The organism is Salinisphaera sp. LB1 (genome assembly GCF_003177035.1).
In the GTDB taxonomy this organism is placed as follows: domain Bacteria; phylum Pseudomonadota; class Gammaproteobacteria; order Nevskiales; family Salinisphaeraceae; genus Salinisphaera.
In genome coordinates this window covers 2,310,692-2,334,080 of sequence record NZ_CP029488.1, presented here as the reverse complement: position 1 = coordinate 2,334,080, position 23,389 = coordinate 2,310,692, and the positions used below count along the sequence as shown (strand labels likewise).

Sequence of the window (23,389 nt, the reverse complement as noted above, 5' to 3'; positions counted from 1 at the left end):
GGTTCGTTTCGCATGAGTCATTCCCGTATTCCCCAGTTCTACAAGTTCTCGGTCGCCGATCGTCTGCGCGCCCTGCTCGAGCGCGAGGTCATCAGCGAGACCGAATACGACATGCTGGTGGACGGCACGCATCTACTCGATGCCGACAAGGCCGACCGGCTGATCGAGAACGTCATCGGGGCCTTCGGGCTGCCGATGGGACTGGGCCTGAATTTCCAGATCAATGATCGCGACTACCTGATCCCGATGGTGGTCGAGGAGCCCTCGATCATCGCCGCCGTGTCTTCGGCGGCCAAGCTGGTGCGCCGGGCCGGCGGCTTCAGCTCGACCGCCCAGCGGCCGATGCTGATCGGCCAGATCCAGGTCGTGAACGTACCGCATGCCGCGCACGCCAAGCAGGCTATCCTGCAGGCCAAGGAAGAGATCCTGAATCTCGCCAACAGCCTGCACCCGAACATGGTCGCGCGTGGCGGCGGCGCGCGGGACGTGGAAGTGCTCACCCACGGCACCACCGCCGACCACGGCGAGATGCTGGTGGTGCATCTGATCGTGGATACCCGGGATGCGATGGGCGCCAACTTGGTCAATACGATGTGCGAGGGCGCGGCCCCGCTGATCGAGAAGATCAGCGGCGGCGAGGTGTTTCTGCGCATTCTGTCGAACCTGACCGACCGCGCGCTGGTGCGCGCGAAGGCCGTGATCCCGCCGAGCCTGCTCGAGGCCGGCGATTATTCCGGCGCCGAGGTCCGCGACGGCATCATCCTGGCCAACGAATTCGCCGAGATGGACCCGTACCGCGCGACCACACACAACAAGGGCATCATGAACGGCATCGATGCCGTGGCCATCGCCACCGGCAACGACTGGCGCGCGATCGAGGCGGCCGCGCATGCCTATGCCGCGCGCACCGGCCGTTATCGCTCGCTCACACGCTGGACCGCGGACAACGACGGCAATCTGGTCGGCGAACTCGAACTGCCGCTCAAGGTCGGCACCGTCGGCGGCCAGGTCGAGTCCAACCAGGCGGTCAAGATCGCGCATCGCGTGCTCGGCATCGAATCCGCGGCCGAACTGGCCGAGATCATGTGCGCGGTCGGGCTGGCGCAGAATTTCGCCGCGATCAAGGCCTTGTCGACGCACGGTATCCAGCGCGGCCACATGACGCTGCATGCCCGCAGTGTGGCCATGGCCGCCGGCGCAAGCGACGCCCAGTTCGATGAAGTCGTGGACCGGCTGATCGCGCATGGCGACATCAAGGTCTGGCGGGCACGCGAGATTCTGACGGAACTGGACGAGCGTCGCGCCACCGAGAAACACCACGGCAGTGGGGCCGCACGTACGCCGGAACCCGAGGTGGTCGGCTACGGCGAGGCGACCGGCGACATGGGCTACGGCAAGATCATCGTGCTCGGCGAGCATTCGGTGGTTTACGGCCGGCATGCCATTGCGGCCCCGATTCCCCTCAACGTCCGCGCCGAAGTCAGGCCCCAGCCCGAGCAAATCGATCTGCTGATCCCGCGCTGGGGCGTGGAAATGCGTTTTTCCGAGCCCGAAGGCAAGATCAGTTCGTTGCACGAGTCGATCTCGTTGATCGCCGAACGTCTTGGCGTGGCCGATCGCGGCATGCGCATCGATGTGTCGCCGCGGGTACCGCGCGCCAATGGCCTCGGTGCCTCAGCCGCCCTGGCGGTGGCCGTGATCCGGGCCATGGCCCGGTGCTTCGACATCAAGCTGTCCGAACGCGAGATCTCGAACCTAGCCTTCGACGTGGAGAAAATCGCCCACGGCACGCCGAGCGGTATCGACAACACGCTGGCGACCTTCGGCCGGCCGATCCTGTTCCGCAAGGACAACCCCGCCGCCCGCCCGGAGATCCGGGATCTGGCCACCGCGCGACCAATTCCGGTCGTCATCGGCCTATCGGGTGTGGCCACGCTCACCGCCCAGACAGTCGGCAACGTGCGCGCCGCCTGGCAGAAGAGCCCGGCCCGCTACGAAGCCATATTCGACCAGATCGACGCACTCGCCCTGGCCGGGGTCGACGCCCTGGCCCGCGGCGATATCGCCGAGCTGGGCGATCTGATGAACATCGATCACGGGCTGCTCAATGCCCTGCAGGTCTCGTCATGGGAGATCGAGGAACTGGTCGAGATCGCCCGCAGCCACGGCGCCCTGGGCGCCAAGCTCACGGGCGGCGGCGGTGGCGGCGCCATGATAGCGGTGGCCGAACACGATAAAATCCAGGATGTGGCCTCGGCGATGCGGGCTGCGGGCTACAACTCGTTCATCACGGAAATACGCTCATGAGCACGAACATCGATGCCGGCGACGCCGACGTTGTTTCCTTCGACGACGAACCCCTGATCCTGGTCGACTCCGACGACAACGTGCTCGGCCACATGCCCAAGGCCGAGGCGCATCTTGGCGACGGTGTGCTGCATCGCGCGTTCTCGATCTTTCTGTTCAACAGCGCAGGCCACGTGCTGATGCAGCAGCGGGCCGACGCCAAGCAGCTCTGGGGCGGTTTCTGGTCGAACAGCGTGTGCAGCCATCCGCGTCGCGGCGAAACCGTCGCCGAGGCCGCCAAGCGGCGGTTGCGCGAAGAGATCGGCATCGACGCGGATGTCACCTATCTCTACAAGTTCGAGTACCACGCACAGTTCGGCGACATCGGGGCCGAACACGAGATGTGCTCAGTCTTCGCCGCCCGTTCGGATGCGCCGGTCACCGGCAACCCGAACGAAATCGCGGATTTCTCGTTCGTCGCGCCCGAGGCACTCGATGCGGATCTGGCCGCACACCCCAAGCGTTACACACCGTGGATCAAGATGGAATGGCCCCGCATTCGCGAGGCGCACTGGGCCACGGTGGCTCGACTGCTCGCAGGCGACAGTCAGTCCGGCTAACGTGATCCGCCCCGGTCGACGACTGACCTAAGCACCGGCCGCCCCCGCGGCATCGGGGCCAGCCGGCGGCCTACATACCGGGTTGGCAGGCGCCTGTCATGTGCTGGAATTCGCCGGCACGCTGGGGATGCTCGGGTATTTCTTGAGTTGCGCCTTGAATTGCTTGATGAAGCCGTCAGCGCCCTTGCCCTGAATGGAACTGGTGTACTGGCCGCGCTTGAGCGCCAAATCGCTGACCCCCTTGGCCACGACGTTGACGATCTTCCAGTCGCCGCCCTCGTTGTCCAGAACATAATTGATTGGTATCCGGTCACCGCCGGACACAATCACCGTATTCACCTGACGGCGACCGCCCGGGGCGTTCTTGACGTCCTTGATCTTGAAGGTCTGGCCACTGTAGCTGTCGAAACGCGACGCATAGGTCGCGAGCGTGTCCTCGCGGAACATGTGCTGATACTGCTTCTGCTGCTCCGGGCTGAGCTTGGACCATTTGTTGCCGAGCGCGAGCTTGGCGATGCGGTCCAGATCAAACGACTGATCGATCACTGGCGCCAGCTTCTTGTAGCGCCCCGCAAAACCGAGCTGCTTGCCCTGTTTCATGGTCGCGAGTAACTGGCTGTCTAGATTCTCGACCACGCTGCGCGCCGGCTCGGCGGCCGCCGCCGTCCAGACACTGACACAGGCAAAGATCACGCCCGTGGCCACCAGACCTCGCAATAAACGCGTCGCTGCTTTCATTCTCGGCTTCCTTGACTCAATCCCAGGCTGCACCGTGTCGTGCCGCACGTCCCTCGATATGGGGCCGACATGCGACCCATCAAGCAAATTAAACCGCAGCCCGGTTTTATGTATCCTGAATATACCGAAAACGACCCTGAGCGCCGGCACGCGCTGCAGTCGCTGGCCGCGCCGCCGATCATCACGAGCGATGATAGGCACGACCGCGCCAGGCGGTGCGCACGCCTTGCCAGTAGCGCAGCGCCGATGACCAGGTCATCGCCAGATAAATGGTGCCGATCAACGGCATGGCGAATGCCCAAAGCCAAGACAAGCGGTAATAGATCAGCGTCGGGAGATAGCTCACTGCCATCGCGAACCAGGCCGCGATCGCCAGCCCGCGTGCGCTCGCATCACCGAAAACGAGCGCAACGGGCGGGGCCCAGAACATCAACGCCATGGCCAGCGTGCAGCCGGCCAGAAGCCAAGGCGAATAGCGCAATTGGCTATAGGCCGAACGCGCCACCATCGCATGAATGCCCGCGAAGTCGTCGTAGCCGCGCAGACTCGTGGCGGCATGGGTGACCCCGACCCATGTGCGTCCACCGGCGCGACGCACACAACGGGCCAGCGTACAGTCGTCGATCACGGCATCGGCCAGCGCACCGAAGCCACCGATGCGCTCCAGTACCGCGGCGTCGATCAATACGCAGCCACCGGCGGCTGCCGCCACATGACGCGAGCCGCGATTGGAAAGCGCGAACGGATACAATAGCTTGAAGAAGTAAATGAACGCCGGGATCAGCAACCGCTCGACGATGCGGGTCATGCGCAGATGCGCCATCAACGACACCATCTGGCGATCCTCGGCGATCGCCTTCGCCTTGAGCCCGGCGATCGTGCCCGGCGCAATCCAGATATCAGCATCCAGTAATACGACACGCGGCGTGCTCACCTGCTGGCGCGCCTGCTCCAGCGCCCAGAGTTTGCCGGTCCAGCCATCGGGCAACGCTCGCCCCTGGATGACGGTCAGCCGCTCAATCGCCGCGGCCCGTGCGATCTCGGCCGTGCCGTCGCTGGAATTGTCATCGACCACGATCACCGAAAGTCCGGCGCCCTGACGGGCGAGCGCCGCCAACGTTCGTTCCAGCGATTCGGCTTCGTCGCGCGCCGGGATCAGCACCGTCACGTCCGACAGATCGGCCGTATCGGCGTCGCTTGCCCGCGCCGCGAAGCGCTCGCGCAGCAACCAGGGCAGCCAGGGCTGGGCCAGCAGGCCGAGCCAGACGATCAGGGAAATCAGGGCAAGAAGGGTCAGCAGCATAACGTCGGATACAAAAAAAGGCCGTCGGCGCAACCGACGACCTTGCAAAGGCGAAGGCGGGCCCGGCGCTAGCCGAGTTCCTTTTCCTTCGGCGTCGACTCGCGGCGGCCGATCTGCGAGATCGGGATCTTGGTCGCCGTGGCCTGCGCGCGGTCGCCATACAGAATCGGTAGCTCCTCGGCGAAGTCGCCCGACAGGCGCGGACCGCGGGCCATGCTCTTGAACGCCTTCAGCGGATGCGCGAACGTGTCCTCGACCGCCGTGCCTTCATAGCCGCAGTGCGCCATGCAGTTGTCGCACTTGGGATTGCGGCCGACCCCGTAATTCTCCCATTCGGTGTTTTCCATCAGGTCCTTGAAGGTCTTCTCGTAACCTTCGTCGACCAGCAGGTAACAGGGTTTCTGCCAACCGAAGATGTTGTAGGTTACGTTCGACCAGGGCGTGCACTGATAGGTCTCGTTGCCGGCCAGGAAGTCCAGGTACAACGACGAATGGTTGAGTTTCCAGTCGGCGCCGCGTTCACGGCCGTGGCGGAAGATCTCGCGGAACAGGTTCTTGGCCTTGGAGCGGCCGAGGAACACGTCCTGACGCGGCGCGTGCTCGTAGGAATAGCCCGGCGAGACGGTAATGCCTTCCACGCCGAGATCGGTGACATAGTCGAAGAAGTCGGCGACCTCTTCCGGCACTTCACCGTCGAACAGCGTGCAGTTGATCGTGACGCGGAAACCGCGATCCCGCGCCATTTCGATGGCCTCCACGGCCTTTTCGAACACGCCTTCCTGGCACACGGACTCGTCGTGGCGCGCCTTGAGACCATCCAGATGCACCGACCAGGTGAAGTAGGGCGACGGATCGTAGTCGTCCATCTTCTTCTTCATCAGGAGCGCGTTGGTGCACAGATAGACGAATTTCTTGCGCGCCACGATGCCCTTGATGATCTCGGGCATATCCTTGTGGATCAACGGCTCACCGCCCGGGATCGAAACCATGGGCGCGCCGCATTCGTCGACCGCGTTCAAGGCATCCTCGACGCTCATGCGCTGCTTGAGGATATCCTTCGGGTGGTCGATCTTGCCGCAGCCGGCGCAAGCGAGGTTGCACTGGAACAGGGGCTCCAGCATCAGCACCAGCGGGTAGCGTTCACGTCGGGCGATCTTCTGCCCCATGATGTAGCGCGCGACCTTGTACTGTTGAATCAACGGTACTGCCATTTCGACCTCTTCTTTTGGGCTCGGCGTTCGGCTTGCGAGCCGCTCCGAGCGCAGCAGATGTAATGCGGCGATGCCGCAGGCACCACTGCATTGTACATATGTATGTTTCGTTAAGAACTATTGTGGCATATCAGCATGCGGTGATCCCGGCAATTCTCGCAATCAGGTCATCCAGATCGCGACTATCGAGATTCCCCAGGGTGGAAATACGGAAGTCTCGCCGGTCAGGCCACCACGCCCGTGTTGCTCACAAACCCTGCATTTTTGAAGTAACCATGCCGCACATCATAGGGCAAACCGTCCGGTAACCGATACGAAAGTAGAACGCTCCGGCATCCGGCTCCGCCTGAACGAGCCCCGCGGGCGGCGCCCCCGCGGGGCTGGATCCGCTTGTTCAGTCTGCGCGGCAGCCCGGACATCAGACGCAGGACTGGCCGGCATGAACGGCGTACCGCGCCCCTGTTCGGCCGCGCCGGCGGCCGAACAGCGTCTCTTGCGGTCACGGCATACTGCTTACGAGCCGACGCCGATATGCGCCATCAGCCGCGCCTTGACCTCCATCGGCGCGGCCGAGGGCCGCGGCAAGCCGGCCTTGTCGATGCCCGGCGCGATGTGCAGATGCGAAAACGCCGGGCCCTGCGAGCTGCCGGCCAGCATCTGATCGATCACGGTTCGCTCGTGGCCCTCGTAAGTCGTGCGGTAGCCGGCTGCGGCGGCGATAGCCGCGAACGACAGCCCGGACGACACCGTCGCCTGGCCGCCGGTGGACTCGTGCATGCCATTATCGAGCAGCAGATGATGCAGGTTGGTAGGCCCGTAGGCCGCCAGGGTCGCCATGGCGCCCAGACGCATCAACGCCGAACCATCGCCGTCGACCACGATCACGTCGAGATCGGGCCGTGCCATGGCAAGCCCTAGCCCGAGCAGCGGCGCACAGCCCATGGAACCGACCATGTAAAAATGATTGGGGCGATCGGCGATCGCATACAGTTCGCGGCCGGTAAAGCCGGTGGCGGCAATGATCACGCTGCGCGCCGGATCCGTCCGATCGACCAGATGGGCCAGTGCATCGCGCCGGGAGACGCTCGGCGTCTTCGGCGGCGCGGGCCGGAAGGTGATCGCGCCGCGACTCTGCGTCGGCGAATCCTGGCTGGCCAGTTCGGCCGGGGCGACCTTGTCCTCGTTCATGACCAGTACGTACGGCCGACCGGTCTCGTTCATGTGCGCCTCGGCGCGCGCCAGCGTTTCGGGCACGGCGCCGGCATCGTCCGGGAACAACGCCCAGGGCAGCTCCATGCTATCGAGCAGGTCGGTCGTGATCCGCCCCATCAGCTCGTGCTGCGGCGCATCGGCCACTCCGGGCGCGCCGCGCCAGGTCACGATCAGCAGAATCGGCAGGCGGAACACCCAGGTCAGCGAGGTGAGCGGCGAGACCGCGTTGCCGAGCCCCGAGTTCTGCATCATGGCCACGGCGCGCTTGCCGGCCAGCGCCCGGCCGGCCGCCAGGGCCACGGCATCGCCCTCGTTGGCCGCCGACACATAGGTCAGCCGGTCGTTGTCGATCACCGTATTGATGAGCGGCGTAAGAAACGAACACGGTACGCCGGCATAGAAGTCGTAGCCGTATTCGGCAGCGCGGTCGATGAAGTCATTGGCCTGGAGCGTCATGTCGAGGTTCCTTCAGCAAATTCGGATGCGGCACGCAACGCGCCGGGATCGTCGACCGCGCACCAATGACCGGCGCGTGCATCACACCCATGCGGCGGCCGTTCGGCGTGCCCGCCGGCCCATTGTCGCCGCCGGCACGGGGCGACGTCACGGCCGGCCCGCACAGCCGCGGCCGGCGGGCGCGCGGCATCCGGCCGGATCATGCGGGATATCGGGGATTTGTCGCCTGCACTCGCGGCGAGGCCGCCGACCCCGGGGGCGGGTGAAATCACGCCCGGCGCGGTGGAGGGCGCCTCAATCCGCGGCGACGCGGGGATCGGGCACGCGGGTCCAGGTGGTGGTCCGACCCAGGGCCGGGATTCCGACGTAGCCGTGCAGCTTCAGATGGCGGTGGTCGGCGAGCCAGAGATAGCAGTCGAACCACTTGCCCCGACCGGGATCGTAGACCTGTCCGTTCTCCCAGCGCGCTCGATCGTTATCCCGCACCCGATAATCCAGGCCCTTGATCAGGCGCAGCCCGATCAGCGGCCGATCGCGTTTCGACGCATCCGGATTGTGGCGGTCCAGAAGAGGTTGTCCAGCCATACCCCGGGGGGCGTCGGCAGGATAGCGATCACTTTCAAGCCAGACGAGGCGCGCCACGAAACTGCCATGTTCCTCGACGAGATGGATCACCGCCCCGCCCTTCGCGGTACGCCAGAACCCCACAATAGCCGCCGGCGGCGGCGCGTCGGCCAGCGCCGTCATCGACGCCACCACCAGCGCCGTAGCCAGCGCGAACCGACGAATCACGGCCGTTTCCCGAGCGGCAGGTAGCGATGCGCGTAATACCAGGCCACGGCATCGGCCAACGCGTCGCGCGCCGGCCGTGCACGATAGCCGAGTTCCGCAGTGGCGCGCGCATGGGAAAAGAACATGCGCTTCTTGGCCAGCTTGACACCGTCAACCGTCACCTTCGGCGGCCGGCCGGTGATGCGGGCGAGTGCTTCGGCGACGTGGGCCACGGGCAACAGCAGATTGTGTGGCAGCTTCACGCGCGGCGGCGGGCGATCCACGATCTCGGCCACCAACGCCAGAATCGCCGCCAGCGTCATGTCGGTACCCCCCAGCACATAGCGCCGGCCGGTCCGGCCATGGGCATGCGCCAGTAAATGTCCGCGCGCCACGTCATCGACGTGGGCTACGTTCAGGCCGGTGTCCACGAACGCCGGCATACGGCCGGCCGCGGCCTCAAGCACCATCTGCCCGGTCGGCGTGGGTTTGTGATCGCGCGGGCCGATCGGTGCCGACGGATTCACGATCACGATATCCAGCCCATCGGCGGCGTATTCACGGGCGACTTCCTCGGCCAGGTACTTGGACCGCTTGTAGTGCCCGATCATGTCCTGCAAGCCCACCGGCGTGTCTTCATCGCCCGGCGTGCCGTCGCCGGGGATGCCGAGTGTCGCCACGCTCGAGGTATAAACCACGCGCGCCACGCCGGCCATACGCACCGCCTCGCAGATCCGGCGGGTCCCCTCGACATTGTTTTCGTAGAGCTCGTCCGGATTGGCGGCCCACAGGCGATAGTCCGCGGCGACGTGAAACACCGCGTCGCAGTCGCGCATGGCCTCGGCCAGGGCCGCCGTATCCGACAGATCGACCTCGGCATATTCCAGGTCGAGCCCTTCCAGCGCGCTCAGATCGCTGGTCGCACGGCGCGTGGCGCGCACGGTCCAACCCTCGCGCAGCGCAGCGCGTGCGACCGCACTGCCGACGAATCCCGTAGCTCCGGTTACCAGGGCGCGCATGGCCTAACCCTCCTTCGGCCGCGCGCTCGGCACGCGGAAATACCAACCCGGCCGGATCGCGCCCCCGGGCAACAACAAATAGAGCACGACCTTTATATCTAACAAAAGCGCCGAGTGAACCGCGTCACAGGCCGGTTCGGCGCCGGCATGCTCGACGATACCCGATCGCGCAAGCGCGCCAACATCCGCCCACACCATGCGCGCGGGCGCCCCAGGCCAGGCCCGGCGCGCATTCAGCGCATGCGACCGCACGCCCTGATTCTCGCTTGCCGAATCGTTCGGTTCCGACATGCTGGTGGATTCCCTCCTCGGCCCCCGGCCCTAGGCCCTAGGCCCTAAGCCTTAATCCCGCAGGATACGAAAAAGCGCTGGCGCGACAATAAGGGTTGTCACCAGAACCGCCAGCATACCGATCGTGAGCAACTGTCCCATACTCGCAGTACCCGCATGATGCGAGAACGCCAGACTGCCGAAGCCGGCCATGGTGGTCAGGGATGACAGTATGACGGCGCGCGCGGTCGAGGTGCCCAGAAACGGCCGATGGTGCTCGCGCTGGCGCAGCCGATGGACCACGTGAATGCCGCTGTCCACCCCCACACCGAGCAACAGCGGCAACGCGATCACGTTGGCGAAATTGAACGGGATATCGAACACCACCGTCGCCGCGGCCAGGATCAGCCCCGACAGGGCCAGTGGCGCCAGCACACGCAGCGTGTCGCGCACACTGCGCAACAGTACGAGCAGGAACAGCGTGATGAACACCCCGGCATAGATGAACGCATGCACGAACGCCTGCGATACGGTATGCCCGGCCGACAGTTCGAGCACCGGCGCCCCGGTGATATGCGGTGCGACCTGGCGCACGCTGTTGACGAAGGCCCGCACCGTCGATTCGTGATTGAGATTGCCCTTGGGCGAGACCTCCACCCGATACTGGCCGCCGGTGCCGATCCATCGTTTCTTCAGGTTCTCGGGCAAGTTCTGCAAGGTGATGCGTGACGCGTTCATGGCATCGGCCAGTCGGTCGACCTGGCGCGGCAGGCCGGCGAGTACGCGATCGTGCATCGTCGCCAGAATACGCTTCTGTGCCGCCGGACTCTGTTGTGAAAACCATCCGCGCCAGGCCGACAACGCCTTGGCCAGGCGCTGCGCGGCATCGGCATCCGAACTGCTGTCGCGCTTGCGATACGCCGCCAGATGCTGCGCGAAATCGGCGATCGCCTGTTTGCGGGCGGAAAAACCGGCCCGCTTGGTCATATCGGGCGGTGAAACCGCCAGCGTCAATGCCAGATCGCCGATGATCGACAACTTGGCGTCCTGGTGCGCAGGCACGAAATCCGCGACCGTCATCGCACCGGAGACATGCGGCTGCTTGGCGATGCGAGCCGCCAGCTGCTTGGCCTGGGCCAGCTTCGGACGCATGGTCACCAGCGTCAGCGGCGAATGCTTACTATGCGCGAGCAGATCGCGGTAGGTCTGCACCGCCTCGTCGTTCGGATTCTGCAGATCCAGCGTACTCGGATCGAAGCGTATGAACGGCAACGCAACCACACAGCCCAGCGCGACCACCGCGGAGGCGACCCAGATCGTGCGCTGGCCCCGACGCCCGATGAACGGCGCCCAACGGCTGGCCGTGGCACTCGAACTGGGGACCCAGGGTTTGAGCAAGGCGATGGCCGCCGGCAGGAACGTGAGACTCACGACCAGGCTGATGAACATCCCCACGCCGGAGATCAACCCGAGTTCGGCGACACCGGAATATGCCGTCGGGATGAAGGCGAAGAACCCGCCCGCGGTCGTGATCGCGCACAGCGTGAGCGATAGCCCGACGTCGGCTATGGCCGCGGCCAGGGCATGCCGGACCCCCGAGGCCCGACTGACCACGCGCCCGCCGAGTTCGGCCAACGCCTCGCGGTAACGCAGGCAGACGTGAATCGCGTAGTCGATGCCGAGCCCGATATAGAGCACGGCGAAGGCGATCGAAATGAGGTTCAACCGCCCGACCGCCAGTGCCGCGAACGTTGCGGTGCCGACCAGGCCGGCGATCAGGCTGATGAGCGAGGCGCCCATCAGCGCCCACGAACGCAACCCCAGATACAGAATCACGCCCACCGCGATGAACGCCAGCGTCGCGCCCCAGGCCGCGCCCTGCGTCACACTGGCCAGCTCTTCATCGGAGAGCGCGACCTCGCCGGTCTCGCGTATCCGCACGCCATGAGCGGCATCCAGATGCAGCCGCTTGGCGGTGTCGCGGATCGCCTGCATCGGCTTTTGCGCAGGCAGCAAGGCACCGTAGTTGAGCTTGGGCCGCACGATGATGAAGCGCTGGCTGGAAACACCCGGCTGGTCGCCGCCGATGAGCTGCTGCCAGGACAGCCGATTATAGTGCCCGGCACGGCTGGCATCGAAGGTGGCGGCCAGCTCGCTGAAAACCGGCGACAGATTCATGTCGACCGGGGCATCCGGAGCCATGGCGCGGTCGAGCATGTCGAAGAACGTCGGCAGCGTCGGATCGGCCGACAGGCGCCCGAGAAACGGCTGGATCCGGGTCAGCCGGGTCGACAGCGACTTGAGCTTGTCCACCGAAAGATAGAGAAACCCGTTCTTCGCGAAGAAATGGCCGCCGCCGGGCTCGTACACATCGGCAAACAGCGACGGCTGGCCACGCAGCGCCTTCGTCAACTGGTCGGCCGCCGCCCCGGCGATGTCCGGGGTCGAGCCGTCGACCACCACCACCAGGTTGTCCTTGTAGACCGGAAACGCCTTGTTGTACGCGATGTGGGTCTGGCGCCAGGGCACTTTACTGCTGATCAGATTGCCGTTATCGGTGTCCATCGACAGATGGGTGACCGAATACCAGGCCCCGGCCAGCGTGATGACGACGCCGGCCAGAACGACCCAGGCGGCGTGGCGTGTCATCAGTTCGACCCAGGCCGCCAGCGCCCGTTCCAGTGCACGCGTCACTTGAGCACCTCGCCGCGAAGTACCGCCGCGACATCCGCCAGGGTCATGCGCGCGGCGCGAAAGGCCACGGCCAGATTCTTCAACGCCCGGAGCTGGACATGCATGGACGCCGGCCGCCCAACCAGGGCCGCCAGCAGCGCGGCCGGGCGCAGGCGCCCGTCGGCGTCCATCGCGGCCCGGGCGACCGGCGGCAACGCCATCGAGGCATCATCGATGATCGCGCGAACGCTCACGAAGGCCAGGCCGCGTTCGGCCGCAACCGCCGCGATGGCCGCGCTTTCCATGTCGCAGGCAATCGCGCCGCTGCGTTCGTACAGGGCTCGCTTGGCCGCAGCATCGGCAACCAGCGCCGGCGTTTCCACCAGATGCTGTTCGAAAACCTGATGCGCGGGCGCCAGACCGGCGGCCAGCGCGCCACGCCAGCCGGCATCGGTATGCCAGACGTGACCGTCGGCGCCGAGAACGCGCGTTGCCAGCATCAGCGCGCCCGGATCGATACCGGGCGCAAGCGCCGCCGCGGTGCCCCAGCTCATCAGCACCGAGACACCGTCATCGGCGAGCTGGCGCGCCGCGGCTCCGGCGCGATCGGCGCCCATGCCCGACAGCACGAGCTGCGCGCCGCTGGACAGGCGCGCACGCCCACGCGGACGCAGCCGCGCCAGGGCACGGGCCTCGCCCGGCAACGCCGCGATAATGCCGAGCTGCGCGACCGGCAGACTCAACACGGGGGCCTGGCGCACCCGCCAGGGCGCGGCCCTACTGGACGACAAACGACAGACATTGGCTCAGTCGGCACCCGCCGTGCCGGCATCCGACGCCGGATCGCCGTGCAGATTGCGGTACCGCGCCAATGCCCAGAGCGGGAAGTAGCGGGTGTAACCGTGGTACTTGAGATAAAACACACGCGGGAAACCCGGGGCAGTGTGCTCCGGATCGTGCCAGGCGCCGTCCGCGCCCTGCCGGTCGATCAGCCAGGCCGCGCCCCGCGCCAGTGCCGCCGAGCCGCGCTCGCCGGCCGCCATCAGACCGAGCATGGCCCAGGCCGTCTGGAAACTGGTGGAAACATCCGAGCGTCCGCGCGGCGGGTCCCAGTAGGTGCCGTTGTCCTCGCCCCAGCTGCCGTCGGTGCGCTGCATGCCCTTGAGATAGGCCACGGCACGCTGGATCCAGTCCTGGCTCATGTCCTCACCGAGCGCCTCGAGCGCCATCAGCACCGACCAGGTGCCGTAGATGTAGTTCGTGCCCCAGCGGCCGAACCAGGAGCCGTCGGCCTCCTGCTCGCGCCGGAGATAGGCCATCGCGCGTTCGATGAACGGCCGGTCCTCGGGCCGCTGCAGCAGGCCGGCCAGCGTGATGACGCGGGCGGTGACGTCCGCCGTGGGCGGATCGAGCAGCGCGCCGTGATCGGCGAACGGGATTTCGTTGAGATATTCGTGGTTGTTGTCGGTATCGAAGGCCGCAATCCCACCATTCGACGACTGCATGCCGACCAGCCAGTTGGTCGCCCGCGTGATCGCACGGCCATAGGTCGCGCCGTCGCCGGTGTTGACCATCGCCCAGGCGATGACGGCGGTATCGTCCAGATCCGGGTAGTAATCGTTGGCGTACTGGAACGGCCAGCCGCCGCCGGGCAGGTCCGGATGATCCCGCCGCCAGTCGCCGGGGCCGTCGAGCACCTGGCGCGCGGCCAGCCAGTCGAGCCCGGCGCGCACCACCGGGGTGTCGCCCGTGCCCGCGGCTTCCTGCAGCGCCAGGCTGGCCAGGCCGGTATCCCAGACCGGCGACATGCAAGGCTGCACGTTGGCCATGTCGCCGTGGTCATACACCAGATCGTCGATCGCCTGGCGGGTGTTGGCGCGGTACGGGTGATCGGCCGGATAGCCGAGCTCGCCCAGGGCCTCGTAGACATTGACCATCGCCGGAAAGATGGCACCGATGCCATCGGTGCCGTTCAGGCGCTCGATGATCCAGTTCTCGGCTTTTTTAATCGCCTGCTTGCGCACGAATTTCGGGATCAGCGGCTCGAAATTCCGCCCGACCAGATCAAGCCCCTTGAATACGCGCTGCAAGGCGTTCTGCGCGGGCACGAAATCGCGCTGCTGCTCGGGCGGAATCGTGAACAGTTCGCGTATGTTCACCCCGGCCGGGTTGCGCGCCATGGTGCGCAGGCTGGTGAGGATGAACAACGGCACCATCACCGTGCGCGACCAGTAGCTGACCTTCGACAGATGGAACGGCGAAGCCTCCGGCATGAGCATGACCTCCACCGGAATGAAGGGCACGGCCCGCCAGGGCACCTGGCCGAACTGGGCCAGCGCGATCAATGTGAACACGTTGACCTGACCGGCGCCGCCGCGCGCGAGAATCGCCTCGCGCGCATGCGCCATATGCGGCGCGTCCACATCGTCGCCGGCCAGCTTTAGCGCGTAGTAGCACTTCACCGAACACGACAGATCGAGATCGCCGCCGTAGTACAACGGCCAGCCGCCGTGCGCAGCCTGCTTGTAACGGATGAAGTTGGCCACGCGCGCTTGCAATGCGGTATCGACATCGCCGATGAAATGCATCATCAGGATGTACTCGGCCGGGATCGTGCCATCGGCCTCGCATTCGTAGCGCCAGTGGCCATCCGGGTTCTGGTCGGCGAACAGGCGCTGCTCGGCCGCCTCGATGGCGTCGTCCAGCCCGGCGGGCCGGGTCGCGGTTGCCGGCGACCGGCGCGGCAGTTCGGCGATATCGTTGATCGGCGCGGCGGGATCATCCGCCAGTTTCGGCGTGAGCGCAGGCAGGTCGCCCGCGGTCATATGAAACAGATGCCGCAGGCGATCGTCGTCGGCCACCGCGAGATTCGTGGTGAGCACGGTCGCCTGCACGCTGCGACGCGAAACCTTGACCTGCGCGCCATCGGTAAAATACGGATGCGCCTGGATCTTGCGGAGCGTGAGCAGCGCCAGCCCGATCGCCCACAGGCAGAAGCGACGCATGCCCTTCTGATGCCCGGGAATACGCAGGGTGAATTCGAGCGCGTTGCGCAGGTGCCCGGTGGCCAGGCCGATCAATTCGTACAATCCGGCGGCGAACGCTTCGTCGGCACCGCGCTTGCCCAGTTCCGACAGATCGAAACCGTGGCGCGCGAACACGTCGCGCGGCAGCCAGCACACACCGCGTCCGTGGTCGGCCCAGATATCCTTCAGTATATTGGTCATCTGCAGACCCTGGCCGAAGGATACGGCCAACCGGTTCAGCTCGGCATCATGCTCGCCCATGGCGGGCTCGTAATCCGTGAACATCGCGGAGAGCATCTCGCCTACCACACCGGCCACGAAGTAGCAGTAGCGGTCGAGATGCGCCAGTGTCGGCAGGCCATCGGCGCTCGCAGCGCGTTCGTATTCCGGCATGCCGTCGCACATGATGCGCACACAGCGCGCGACCGCGGCCCGTTGGGCCGGGCGCAGACCGTGCATCACGGTGAGCACATCGTCCGTGTGCGCGACCAGCCGGCGCTCGGCGTCGAGCGTGGCCGGCGCCAGCAACGGCGCCAGACGCTGGCCGAAGTCGGCACCGCCCTCGCCGGTTTCGACCACGCGCACGAACTCGGCATGCCAGGCCGCCTTGCTCTGGTAGTCGAGCTCGGCATCGTCCTCGATGGTGTCGGCGATACGGCACAGCAGGTAGGCATTGCCGACGGCCACCCGCAGTGCCTCCGGGAGCTCGGGTATCGTCAACGCAAAGGTGCGCGAAACATGCGGCAGGATCTCATCCTGAAAGGCCAGCGCGCGCCGACCGGAATCCGTCTGCATAGGGGCTTGTGACATGAACGAACGATTTCCAGGTTTTCAAGCGTGTGCGACACGCCGCGGCCGCAGGGCGCATCGTCGCACCGGTCAAGCGCCACATCGAGTTGACGCTGCCGGTCTTCAGTGGCTAGCTAGCCCGCCTATCGAGCTGCCGGACAATTTGTCCGGCCATAAGGGACGGCGAACTAACCATGGATAAATATCAAGCACCATATTATAGCCAACGCATCGAACATATGCTTGACGCGTGCCTGCCCGGCGCCGACACATCGCCGGCGCGACTGCACGAAGCCATGCGTTATGCGGCTCTGTCGCCCGGCAAACGCGTACGCCCGCGGCTGGTTTATGCTGCGGCCGAAGTGCTGGGCGTTCCGATGACGAAAGTCGATGGCGCAGCCGTTGCCATTGAATGCATCCACGCCTATTCGCTGGTCCACGACGACCTGCCGGCCATGGACGACGACGACCTGCGGCGCGGCCGGCCGACCACGCATATCGCCTTCGACGAGGCCACCGCCATCCTCGCCGGCGACGGCCTGCAGTCGCTGGCGTTCGAGATCGTAGCCACCCACGGCGGGCTGGATGATGCGCCCGCCGCGCGCGCGGCCCAGATCGCGACGCTCGCACATGCCGTGGGCTCGCGCGGCATGGTCGGCGGGCAGGTGCTCGACATGGGCGCCGAGGGGCGCGACGACGTCACCATCGACGACCTGGAACAGATCCACGATCTCAAGACCGGCGCCCTGCTCGCGGCCTGTGTGATGATGGCCGCGGATGCCGCCGAAAACCTGTCGCCAGACCAGCGCACCGCGCTCGATATCTTCGCCACCCGCATCGGGCTCGCCTTCCAGGTGCGCGACGATGTACTCGACATCGAGTCATCCACCGAGAAACTCGGCAAGACCCAGGGCGCGGATATCGCCCACCACAAGGCGACCTACCCGGCGCTGCTTGGCCTGGACGCAGCCAAGGCGCTGGCCGAGCGCCTGTATACGGAAGCCACCGCCGCGCTGGATATCTTCGACAACGCCGAACCGTTGCGCGCGATCGCCGCCGAAATCGTCAAACGCGATCACTGAGGACCACCCGGTGCTCGCGTCCGGTTACGACGACTTCGGCTGCAGGAAGCGATAGCGCAGCGTCCGGTGGCCGCCGGCCGGCACGCTGACCCGCCATTCCGGCTTCTCGGCCGAGCCGCCGCGGGTCCTGGGGGCGTCGTCGGCCAGCTTCGCGCCGGCCGGCAGCCGTTCGGCAATCGTCACCTGGCGCGCCTTGTCACCCGCATTGAACAGCTCGACGCGCACCCGGGTGGTCTTCACGCCGTTGTCGCCGCGGGTTGTTTTCGTGACGCGGTGTATACCGGTGATATCGAACGCGCCGCCCAGCGCGAGCGTTACCGGCGCGCCGGCCGGGGTATTGTCGATCCGCGTGCCGCCCATCAGCTGCGCGGCGTGGCCTGCATCGTAGATGCGCACCGCGCCCGCCGGCAGCGGCCGGCCCGAGCTGTTGTCGAACGCCAGGCTGACCTGGGCGTGCTGGCGACTGTTACCGGTATCGCTGAGCGCATAGTTCTCGAAGCGATACCGGCGTGTCGCCTCCACGCTGATCGGCTGCATCAGCGCGACCGATTTCACGGCGCCAGCCTTGACGTGCAGGCCATGGGCCAGCGGGTAGCGATATACATCGCCGACCGCCTGCGGCTGATCGGCCGCGGAGGATTCACTCGAGGCCATCTTGGCCATCATCATCGGCCGCGGCGCGCCACCATGGGCACGCGAAGTATCGCCCGCCACCAGCCAGGCCTGCCTGGCATCGAGCGCCTCGTGTCCGCTGTTGTCGATCAACGCCTGACTCACCAGCCGCAGTTTGCCGCTCGCCGGATGGAAGCGCCCGGTATAGCTGGCCTGCCAGCTCGGTGCCTTGCTCTGGTAGGTGACGGTGAGTTTCTGCTGGCCCGACTTGTCGGCGTCCAGATTCATTGTCAGCCCCGAACCGCTATTTCCGGCACCGCCCCGGCTCTTACCCACCGGCCAGCTGATCTCGACCGGCGAGGCCGCGGTGATGCGCTCGATACGAGTGTCGACGCGAACGTAGGCCGTATCACCATCGACATTCACCAGCGTGCCCTGGCGCGTCTCGCCGCCCGGCGCACGCAGCGTCACCGACCGGCCGATGCGATCCGACAAATGACTGCCCGACACGCCGGTGCCACGCGCGTTGATGTCGAAGCCAGTCAGCTGCACACCCTTACCCGACAGCCACAGCGTATCTGGCTGGATCGCGTCGATCATCGGCCACGACACCGTCTGCTCGCCCTGCTCGAGCGTAAGCGTACGGCTGTCCTGCACCACCGCCGCGCCCTGGCTGTAGAGTGCGATCGCATCGACCGTATGATTCGAGCCGACGTCCGTGGCGGCGAACGCGGAGGGTGCGATCGCGGCCAGGCCGGCGAGCGTGAATATCCATCGGCTGTGCATGATTGTCTCCTCTTTTTATTACGTGGCCGGCACGTGCTCGCTGTCCGAGCGGGCCAGCAGCCAGGCCAGCAGCGCGATTACCGGCAGGGCGGCAATCGATGTATCGATGAAAAACCAGGTATAGCCAGCATGGTCGACCACCCAGCCGGAAAAGCCGCCGACGAACTTGCCCGGCAACGTCATCAGCGACGAAAACAACGCATACTGCGTGGCCGTATACGCGGTATTGGTTAGACTCGATAGATAGGCGATGAACGCCGAGCCGGCCAGTCCACCGGACAGATTCTCGGCCGAAATGGTCACGGTCAGCGCGCCGAGACCGGGGTTGTGAATCGTGGCCAGCCAGGCAAAGACCAGATTCGCGAGGGCGGACAGGATCGCACCGGCCAGCAACGGCTTCAGAATGCCGAACCGCACCACCAGTACCCCGCCGATACCCGCGCCCGAGAGGGTCATGAGCAGGCCGAAGACCTTGGAAATACTGGCGATCTGCTCCGGGGTATAGCCGGAATCGAGATAAAACGGGTTGGCCATCACGCCCAGCGTGATTTCGGCCAGCCGGTACAGGCTCACGACGAGCAGGATCAGGATCGCCTGCCGGCCGTAGCGGGCAAAGAAATCCCAGAACGGACAGGCCACGGCGCCAATCACCCAGCGCTCGATGCCGCGCAGCCAGGCAGGCTGATGAGCGCGCGCATCGAGCCAGTCGACGGCCCACTGCTCACGAATCTCGGTATCGCGAGTGATCGAGGCGTCCGGCTCGCCCAGCACGAGCACCGTGACCATGCCCACGCCCACGAGTGCAGCCATCACATAATACGCCGCCGACCACGACGCGCCGGCCGCGATATAGAACGCCCCTGCACCGGCCACCAGCATGGCGATCCGGTAGCCGGCCTGGTAGGTCGCAGCCATCGCGCCCTGTAGATCCTCGGCCACGGCCTCGATCCGCCAAGCATCGATAGTGACGTCCTGCGTGGCCGAAGAAAACGCCACCAGCAGACCGAACCAGGCGATCTGCTCAAGATTGGCCGAGGGGTCCGTGCCGGCCATGCCGAACAATCCCGTCATCAACCCGGCCTGTGCCAGCAACATCCAGCCACGTCGCCGCCCCAACAGCCGATGCAAAACCGGTAACGGCAGCCGGTCGATCACCGGCGCCCAGAAAAACTTGATGGAATACGTCAGCCCGATCCAGGAAAAGAACCCGATCGTGGTCTTGGACACGCCGGCCGTGGTCAGCCACGCCGACAAGGTGGAAAACACCAGCAGAAACGGCAGTCCCGAGGAAAAACCCAGAAACCCCATGCCGATGACGCGCGGCTGCGTATAGATCGCCACGGCACGGCGCCAATCGCGCCGCCCGGCCGCATCCTTGCGCTGACTGCCGCCCGAACGCCCGGCGACGCGATACTCAGAGTTCGAAGTCATAATCGATGGTCAACGGCGCATGATCCGACAAACGCGCTTCGCGATAGACGTATTCAGCGGTGGCCAGTTCCGCCAGGCCCGGCGTGGCGACGTGATAATCGATACGCCAACCGACGTTGTTGTCCCAGGCCCGGCCGCGATTCGACCACCAGGTGAACTGATCCTCGTCCGGATTGATCTCGCGGAACACATCCACCAGCCCGACCTCGCCGAACAGCCGGTCCATCCATTCCCGCTCGTGCGGTAGAAACCCCGAGTTCTTGCGGTTGTTCTTCCAGTTCTTGAGATCGATTTCCTTGTGCGCGATGTTCCAGTCGCCGCAGATCAGATACTCGCCGGGGGCGGTGGCCTGCCGGCGCAGGAAATCCACGAAATACAACAGATAGCGCTCCTTGGAATCCTGGCGGTGATCGCCGGAGGAGCCGGACGGCGCATACAGACTGGCAATGCGCAGGTCGCCCCCGGGGCGATTGAAACGCGCCTCGATGTAACGCCCTTCGGCATCGAACTCGTCGTGGCCCATGCCACGTACGATCGCATCCGGCTCGCGCTTGCTGTAGAGGGCGACCCCCGAGTAGCCGCGGCGGTTGGTCGCCTCTTCATAGAAGCAGTGGTAACCCGCCGGCCAGAACGCCGCCACGCCGTCGAGCTGGTGCTGCTGGGCCTTCAGTTCCTGGATACAGACCACGTCCGGGTCCTGGCCAGCCATCCACTCGAAAAAACCCTTGCGCTGGGCCGCCCGGATACCGTTGGCGTTGAAGGACATCACCCGCATGCACGCTTTCCTTGGATCGTTGATGAAACATCGGCACCGCGATTCGCCGCGCCCCGGATCAACGCTTATCATACGGGCTCATCGCCCGATCCCGACAACGCCGGAGTGCGCCCGATGCCCGCCGACGCGACCGACACCAGCCAGGATTTCCTGGCCCTGGCCGATACCTACAACGCCCTGAAATTTGGCGAATTCACGCTCAAATCTGGCCGTGTGTCGCCGTATTTCTTCAACATGGGCGAGATCGCCTCCGGCGCCGGCATGAAGCGCCTGGCCGCCGGCTATGCCGCCGCACTGGCCGACTCGGGCATCGAATACGACAGTCTGTTCGGCCCGGCCTACAAGGGCATTCCGCTGGTGGCCACGGTCGCCTGCGCGCTCGCCGAGCATGGCCGCGACGTGCCGTTCACCTACAACCGCAAGGAAGCCAAGGACCACGGCGAAGGCGGCACGCTGGTCGGCGCCCCGCTAGGCAAGCGCGTCGTTATCGTCGACGACGTGATCACCGCCGGCACCGCCGTGCACGAAGCGATTCACCTGATCCGCGCCGCCGGCTCCGAAGTCGCCGGCGTGCTGATCGCCCTCGACCGCCAGGAGCGCGGCACCGACGACCGCTCACCGCTGGCGGCACTCACCGCCGACGAAGGCATTCCCACCGCCGCGGTGGCCACGCTGGACGACGTGATCGGCTACGCGCGCGGTCGCTACAGCGAGGCCACCGTCGCCGCGATCCAGGCCTATCGGGCGCAGTACGGCGTGGTCTAGGCAATAAGCCGATAAAACGACGGCTTGCGCCGATGCTTGTCGCGTATCCGCGCGTCGTAGTCGGCGTGGGTCTCGAAGCCGCGGAAGTCGTCGATCGCGTCGGCCAGGCGGGCACATTCTTCAAGATGCCGGGCAGCGTGCTTGTAGCGCTTGGAACGGGCGTTTTCGAGTGTGAAGTCGATCATCGCGCGCAGCAGCAGGGTGGCGGCCAACGGGCTACGGCTGGCCAATGCTTCGGCCGCGGGCGCCAGGATTTCGTAGTAGTCGCCGTCCATTTCGGCGGCGCGCTCGATCACGAGCCGCGCGGCCCGGTCCAGATCGGGCCAGTTTTTCAGGAATCCCAGAGCCTGGAGCACGTCCGGATGACGCCGGACCTGGTCGAGTGCTTGCTCCTCGGCATCGAGATCGTCGTCCAGGCGTTTGAGATAAGCCTTGAGATGCGACGCCGACAAGGCACGTTGAAAAACCGACCAGCGCGCGGCCTGGGCCTCATCGCCTTGACCGACTGCATCGAGAGCCGCGATGCGCGCATCCTCCCAGTCGAAATCGGGCCAGCCGCCATGACGATGTTCGGCGGCCTCGATCGTGTCCAAGGCCTCCTGCGCCCGGCCGGCCGCCAGCAGGCGCTGTGCGATGTCGGCTGCGATTTTCGGCACGCGACGGGTCGCCTCATCGTACTGAGCGATGAAGGCGTCGACGTCGCCCTGAGCGTCGGCAATATCCTTCAAGGCGAGCTCGACGGTACTGACGCGCGAGCGCTCAGCCATTTCGTCGGCATAGATCGGGCCACCCATGCCGTAGGCAATGACTTCGCGTTCGGCCTCGGGCGGCCTCTCGATCGGGGTGTTGGACAGCGCGATCATGCGTTCCTTCAGATGCGCCAGACCCTGCTCGCCGAGCGCCGGTGCGAGCACATCGATCAGGCCGTCGTACTGGCCGTAATCGTTGCCGACCAGAGCATCATAAGTGCGGTCGGCGAGCGCGTCCGGCGCCACACCGGCGGACTCGGCGATCGGCCCCATCCGCGTCAGGGCAAAATGAAATACATCACCGACGCGCCCGCTACTGTCATCACAGCGCTCGTGGATTGAACCGGCCAGGCCCAGGAAACGCCACAGCAGTTCCAGGGCCTCGCGCGGCTCGGCGGGCGCGACCTGGTCGACTATCGCGTCAAGTTGCGCATCCAGATCCCGGATCAGGGCATCCCGTTTCTGCCAGTCCACGAACGAGCGCGATCGGGCGATCGTCGTCAGCCGCTTGCGGACTTCCTTCGCAACTTCCGGCGCGCCCATTGAACCCGCCAATGCCAGCCGCAGGTGACGCTTGGCCGCGGCGTCGCCCGCACTGATCTCCAGCAGTAATTCGGCCAGACGCGGCGCGCCGAGGGCTTCGAGATTCCGGGCGTTCAGTGTTTTTCTGGATGCGATGGGTGTGCCTGCATGGAGTTCGAACTCGGAGAATCCGGTCTTGAATTATTTTACCGACAAGCCGATTACGATTGAGACTTGGATTGTCGTCTCTTCGAGCCGTGGTTTCGCGCGGCTGCGCACGTTGCAATATCCGC

At 65.6% G+C, this 23,389-nt stretch carries 18 protein-coding genes; 4 read left to right on the top strand and 14 right to left on the bottom strand.

Annotated elements, in window-relative coordinates; translation table 11 throughout:
* Nucleotides 1-12 precede the first annotated feature (12 nt).
* Nucleotides 13-2,307, top strand: a complete 2,295-nt coding sequence (locus SALB1_RS10535) for a hydroxymethylglutaryl-CoA reductase, degradative (RefSeq protein ID WP_109995382.1) — start codon at nt 13-15, stop codon at nt 2,305-2,307.
* Complete coding sequence (idi, locus tag SALB1_RS10530) at nt 2,304-2,906, top strand: isopentenyl-diphosphate Delta-isomerase (protein ID WP_109993830.1); 603 nt, start codon at nt 2,304-2,306, stop codon at nt 2,904-2,906. Before SALB1_RS10535 ends, idi begins: the two co-directional genes overlap by 4 nt.
* A gap of 96 nt (nt 2,907-3,002) precedes the next feature.
* Here idi and SALB1_RS10525 read toward each other — a convergent pair whose 3' ends face one another.
* The 10 genes from SALB1_RS10525 to shc form a co-directional block, all read right to left on the bottom strand.
* Nucleotides 3,003-3,644: an ABC transporter substrate-binding protein gene (locus SALB1_RS10525; protein ID WP_109993829.1), complete on the bottom strand. Its 642-nt coding sequence runs from the start codon at nt 3,642-3,644 to the stop codon at nt 3,003-3,005.
* A gap of 181 nt (nt 3,645-3,825) precedes the next feature.
* A complete protein-coding gene (locus SALB1_RS10520) occupies nt 3,826-4,947 on the bottom strand; it encodes a glycosyltransferase (protein WP_109993828.1) in 1,122 nt (373 codons plus the stop codon).
* A 68-nt stretch (nt 4,948-5,015) separates the two neighbouring features.
* Nucleotides 5,016-6,158 carry an adenosyl-hopene transferase HpnH gene (gene hpnH, locus SALB1_RS10515; protein ID WP_109993827.1) on the bottom strand — a complete coding sequence of 381 codons (1,143 nt, stop codon included), beginning with the start codon at nt 6,156-6,158 and terminating at the stop codon, nt 5,016-5,018.
* Nucleotides 6,159-6,671: 513 nt separating this feature from the next.
* Nucleotides 6,672-7,826 (bottom strand): phosphonopyruvate decarboxylase, encoded by a 1,155-nt coding sequence (aepY, locus tag SALB1_RS10510; RefSeq protein ID WP_109993826.1) that lies wholly within the window; start codon nt 7,824-7,826, stop codon nt 6,672-6,674.
* A gap of 294 nt (nt 7,827-8,120) precedes the next feature.
* Nucleotides 8,121-8,618: a DUF2147 domain-containing protein gene (locus tag SALB1_RS10500; protein ID WP_109993824.1), complete on the bottom strand. Its 498-nt coding sequence runs from the start codon at nt 8,616-8,618 to the stop codon at nt 8,121-8,123.
* Entirely contained in the window at nt 8,615-9,616 is a 1,002-nt protein-coding gene (gene hpnA, locus SALB1_RS10495; RefSeq protein WP_109993823.1) for a hopanoid-associated sugar epimerase, read from the bottom strand. Before hpnA ends, SALB1_RS10500 begins: the two co-directional genes overlap by 4 nt.
* Nucleotides 9,617-9,619: 3 nt before the next feature.
* A complete protein-coding gene (locus SALB1_RS10490) occupies nt 9,620-9,907 on the bottom strand; it encodes a hypothetical protein (protein ID WP_109993822.1) in 288 nt (95 codons plus the stop codon).
* 51 nt (nt 9,908-9,958) lie between these two features.
* Nucleotides 9,959-12,580, bottom strand: coding sequence for an MMPL family transporter (locus tag SALB1_RS10485; protein WP_109993821.1), 2,622 nt, complete (start codon nt 12,578-12,580; stop codon nt 9,959-9,961).
* Nucleotides 12,577-13,302 (bottom strand): hypothetical protein, encoded by a 726-nt coding sequence (locus SALB1_RS10480; RefSeq protein ID WP_222843025.1) that lies wholly within the window; start codon nt 13,300-13,302, stop codon nt 12,577-12,579. Before SALB1_RS10480 ends, SALB1_RS10485 begins: the two co-directional genes overlap by 4 nt.
* Before the next feature lie 63 nt (nt 13,303-13,365).
* Nucleotides 13,366-16,395 (bottom strand): squalene--hopene cyclase, encoded by a 3,030-nt coding sequence (gene shc / locus SALB1_RS10475; protein ID WP_109993819.1) that lies wholly within the window; start codon nt 16,393-16,395, stop codon nt 13,366-13,368.
* A gap of 173 nt (nt 16,396-16,568) precedes the next feature.
* Here shc and SALB1_RS10470 point away from each other — a divergent pair, with 173 nt between their 5' ends.
* Nucleotides 16,569-17,456, top strand: coding sequence for a polyprenyl synthetase family protein (locus tag SALB1_RS10470; protein WP_109993818.1), 888 nt, complete (start codon nt 16,569-16,571; stop codon nt 17,454-17,456).
* A 24-nt stretch (nt 17,457-17,480) separates the two neighbouring features.
* On the opposite strand, the gene SALB1_RS10465 is transcribed toward SALB1_RS10470, so the two are convergent.
* From SALB1_RS10465 to SALB1_RS10455, 3 genes are read right to left on the bottom strand one after another with little or no spacing between them, the layout of a single operon-like run.
* Entirely contained in the window at nt 17,481-18,854 is a 1,374-nt protein-coding gene (locus SALB1_RS10465; protein ID WP_109993817.1) for a DUF4139 domain-containing protein, read from the bottom strand.
* Nucleotides 18,855-18,872: 18 nt separating this feature from the next.
* Complete coding sequence (locus tag SALB1_RS10460) at nt 18,873-20,285, bottom strand: AmpG family muropeptide MFS transporter (RefSeq protein WP_109993816.1); 1,413 nt, start codon at nt 20,283-20,285, stop codon at nt 18,873-18,875.
* Nucleotides 20,269-21,060 (bottom strand): exodeoxyribonuclease III, encoded by a 792-nt coding sequence (locus tag SALB1_RS10455; RefSeq protein ID WP_109993815.1) that lies wholly within the window; start codon nt 21,058-21,060, stop codon nt 20,269-20,271. Before SALB1_RS10455 ends, SALB1_RS10460 begins: the two co-directional genes overlap by 17 nt.
* Before the next feature lie 114 nt (nt 21,061-21,174).
* On the opposite strand from SALB1_RS10455, the gene pyrE reads away from it, so the two are divergent.
* Complete coding sequence (gene pyrE / locus SALB1_RS10450; protein ID WP_109993814.1) at nt 21,175-21,825, top strand: orotate phosphoribosyltransferase; 651 nt, start codon at nt 21,175-21,177, stop codon at nt 21,823-21,825.
* On the opposite strand, the gene SALB1_RS10445 is transcribed toward pyrE, so the two are convergent.
* A complete protein-coding gene (locus SALB1_RS10445; protein WP_109993813.1) occupies nt 21,822-23,252 on the bottom strand; it encodes a DUF6880 family protein in 1,431 nt (476 codons plus the stop codon). The genes pyrE and SALB1_RS10445 overlap by 4 nt on opposite strands.
* Nucleotides 23,253-23,389: the final 137 nt, after the last annotated feature.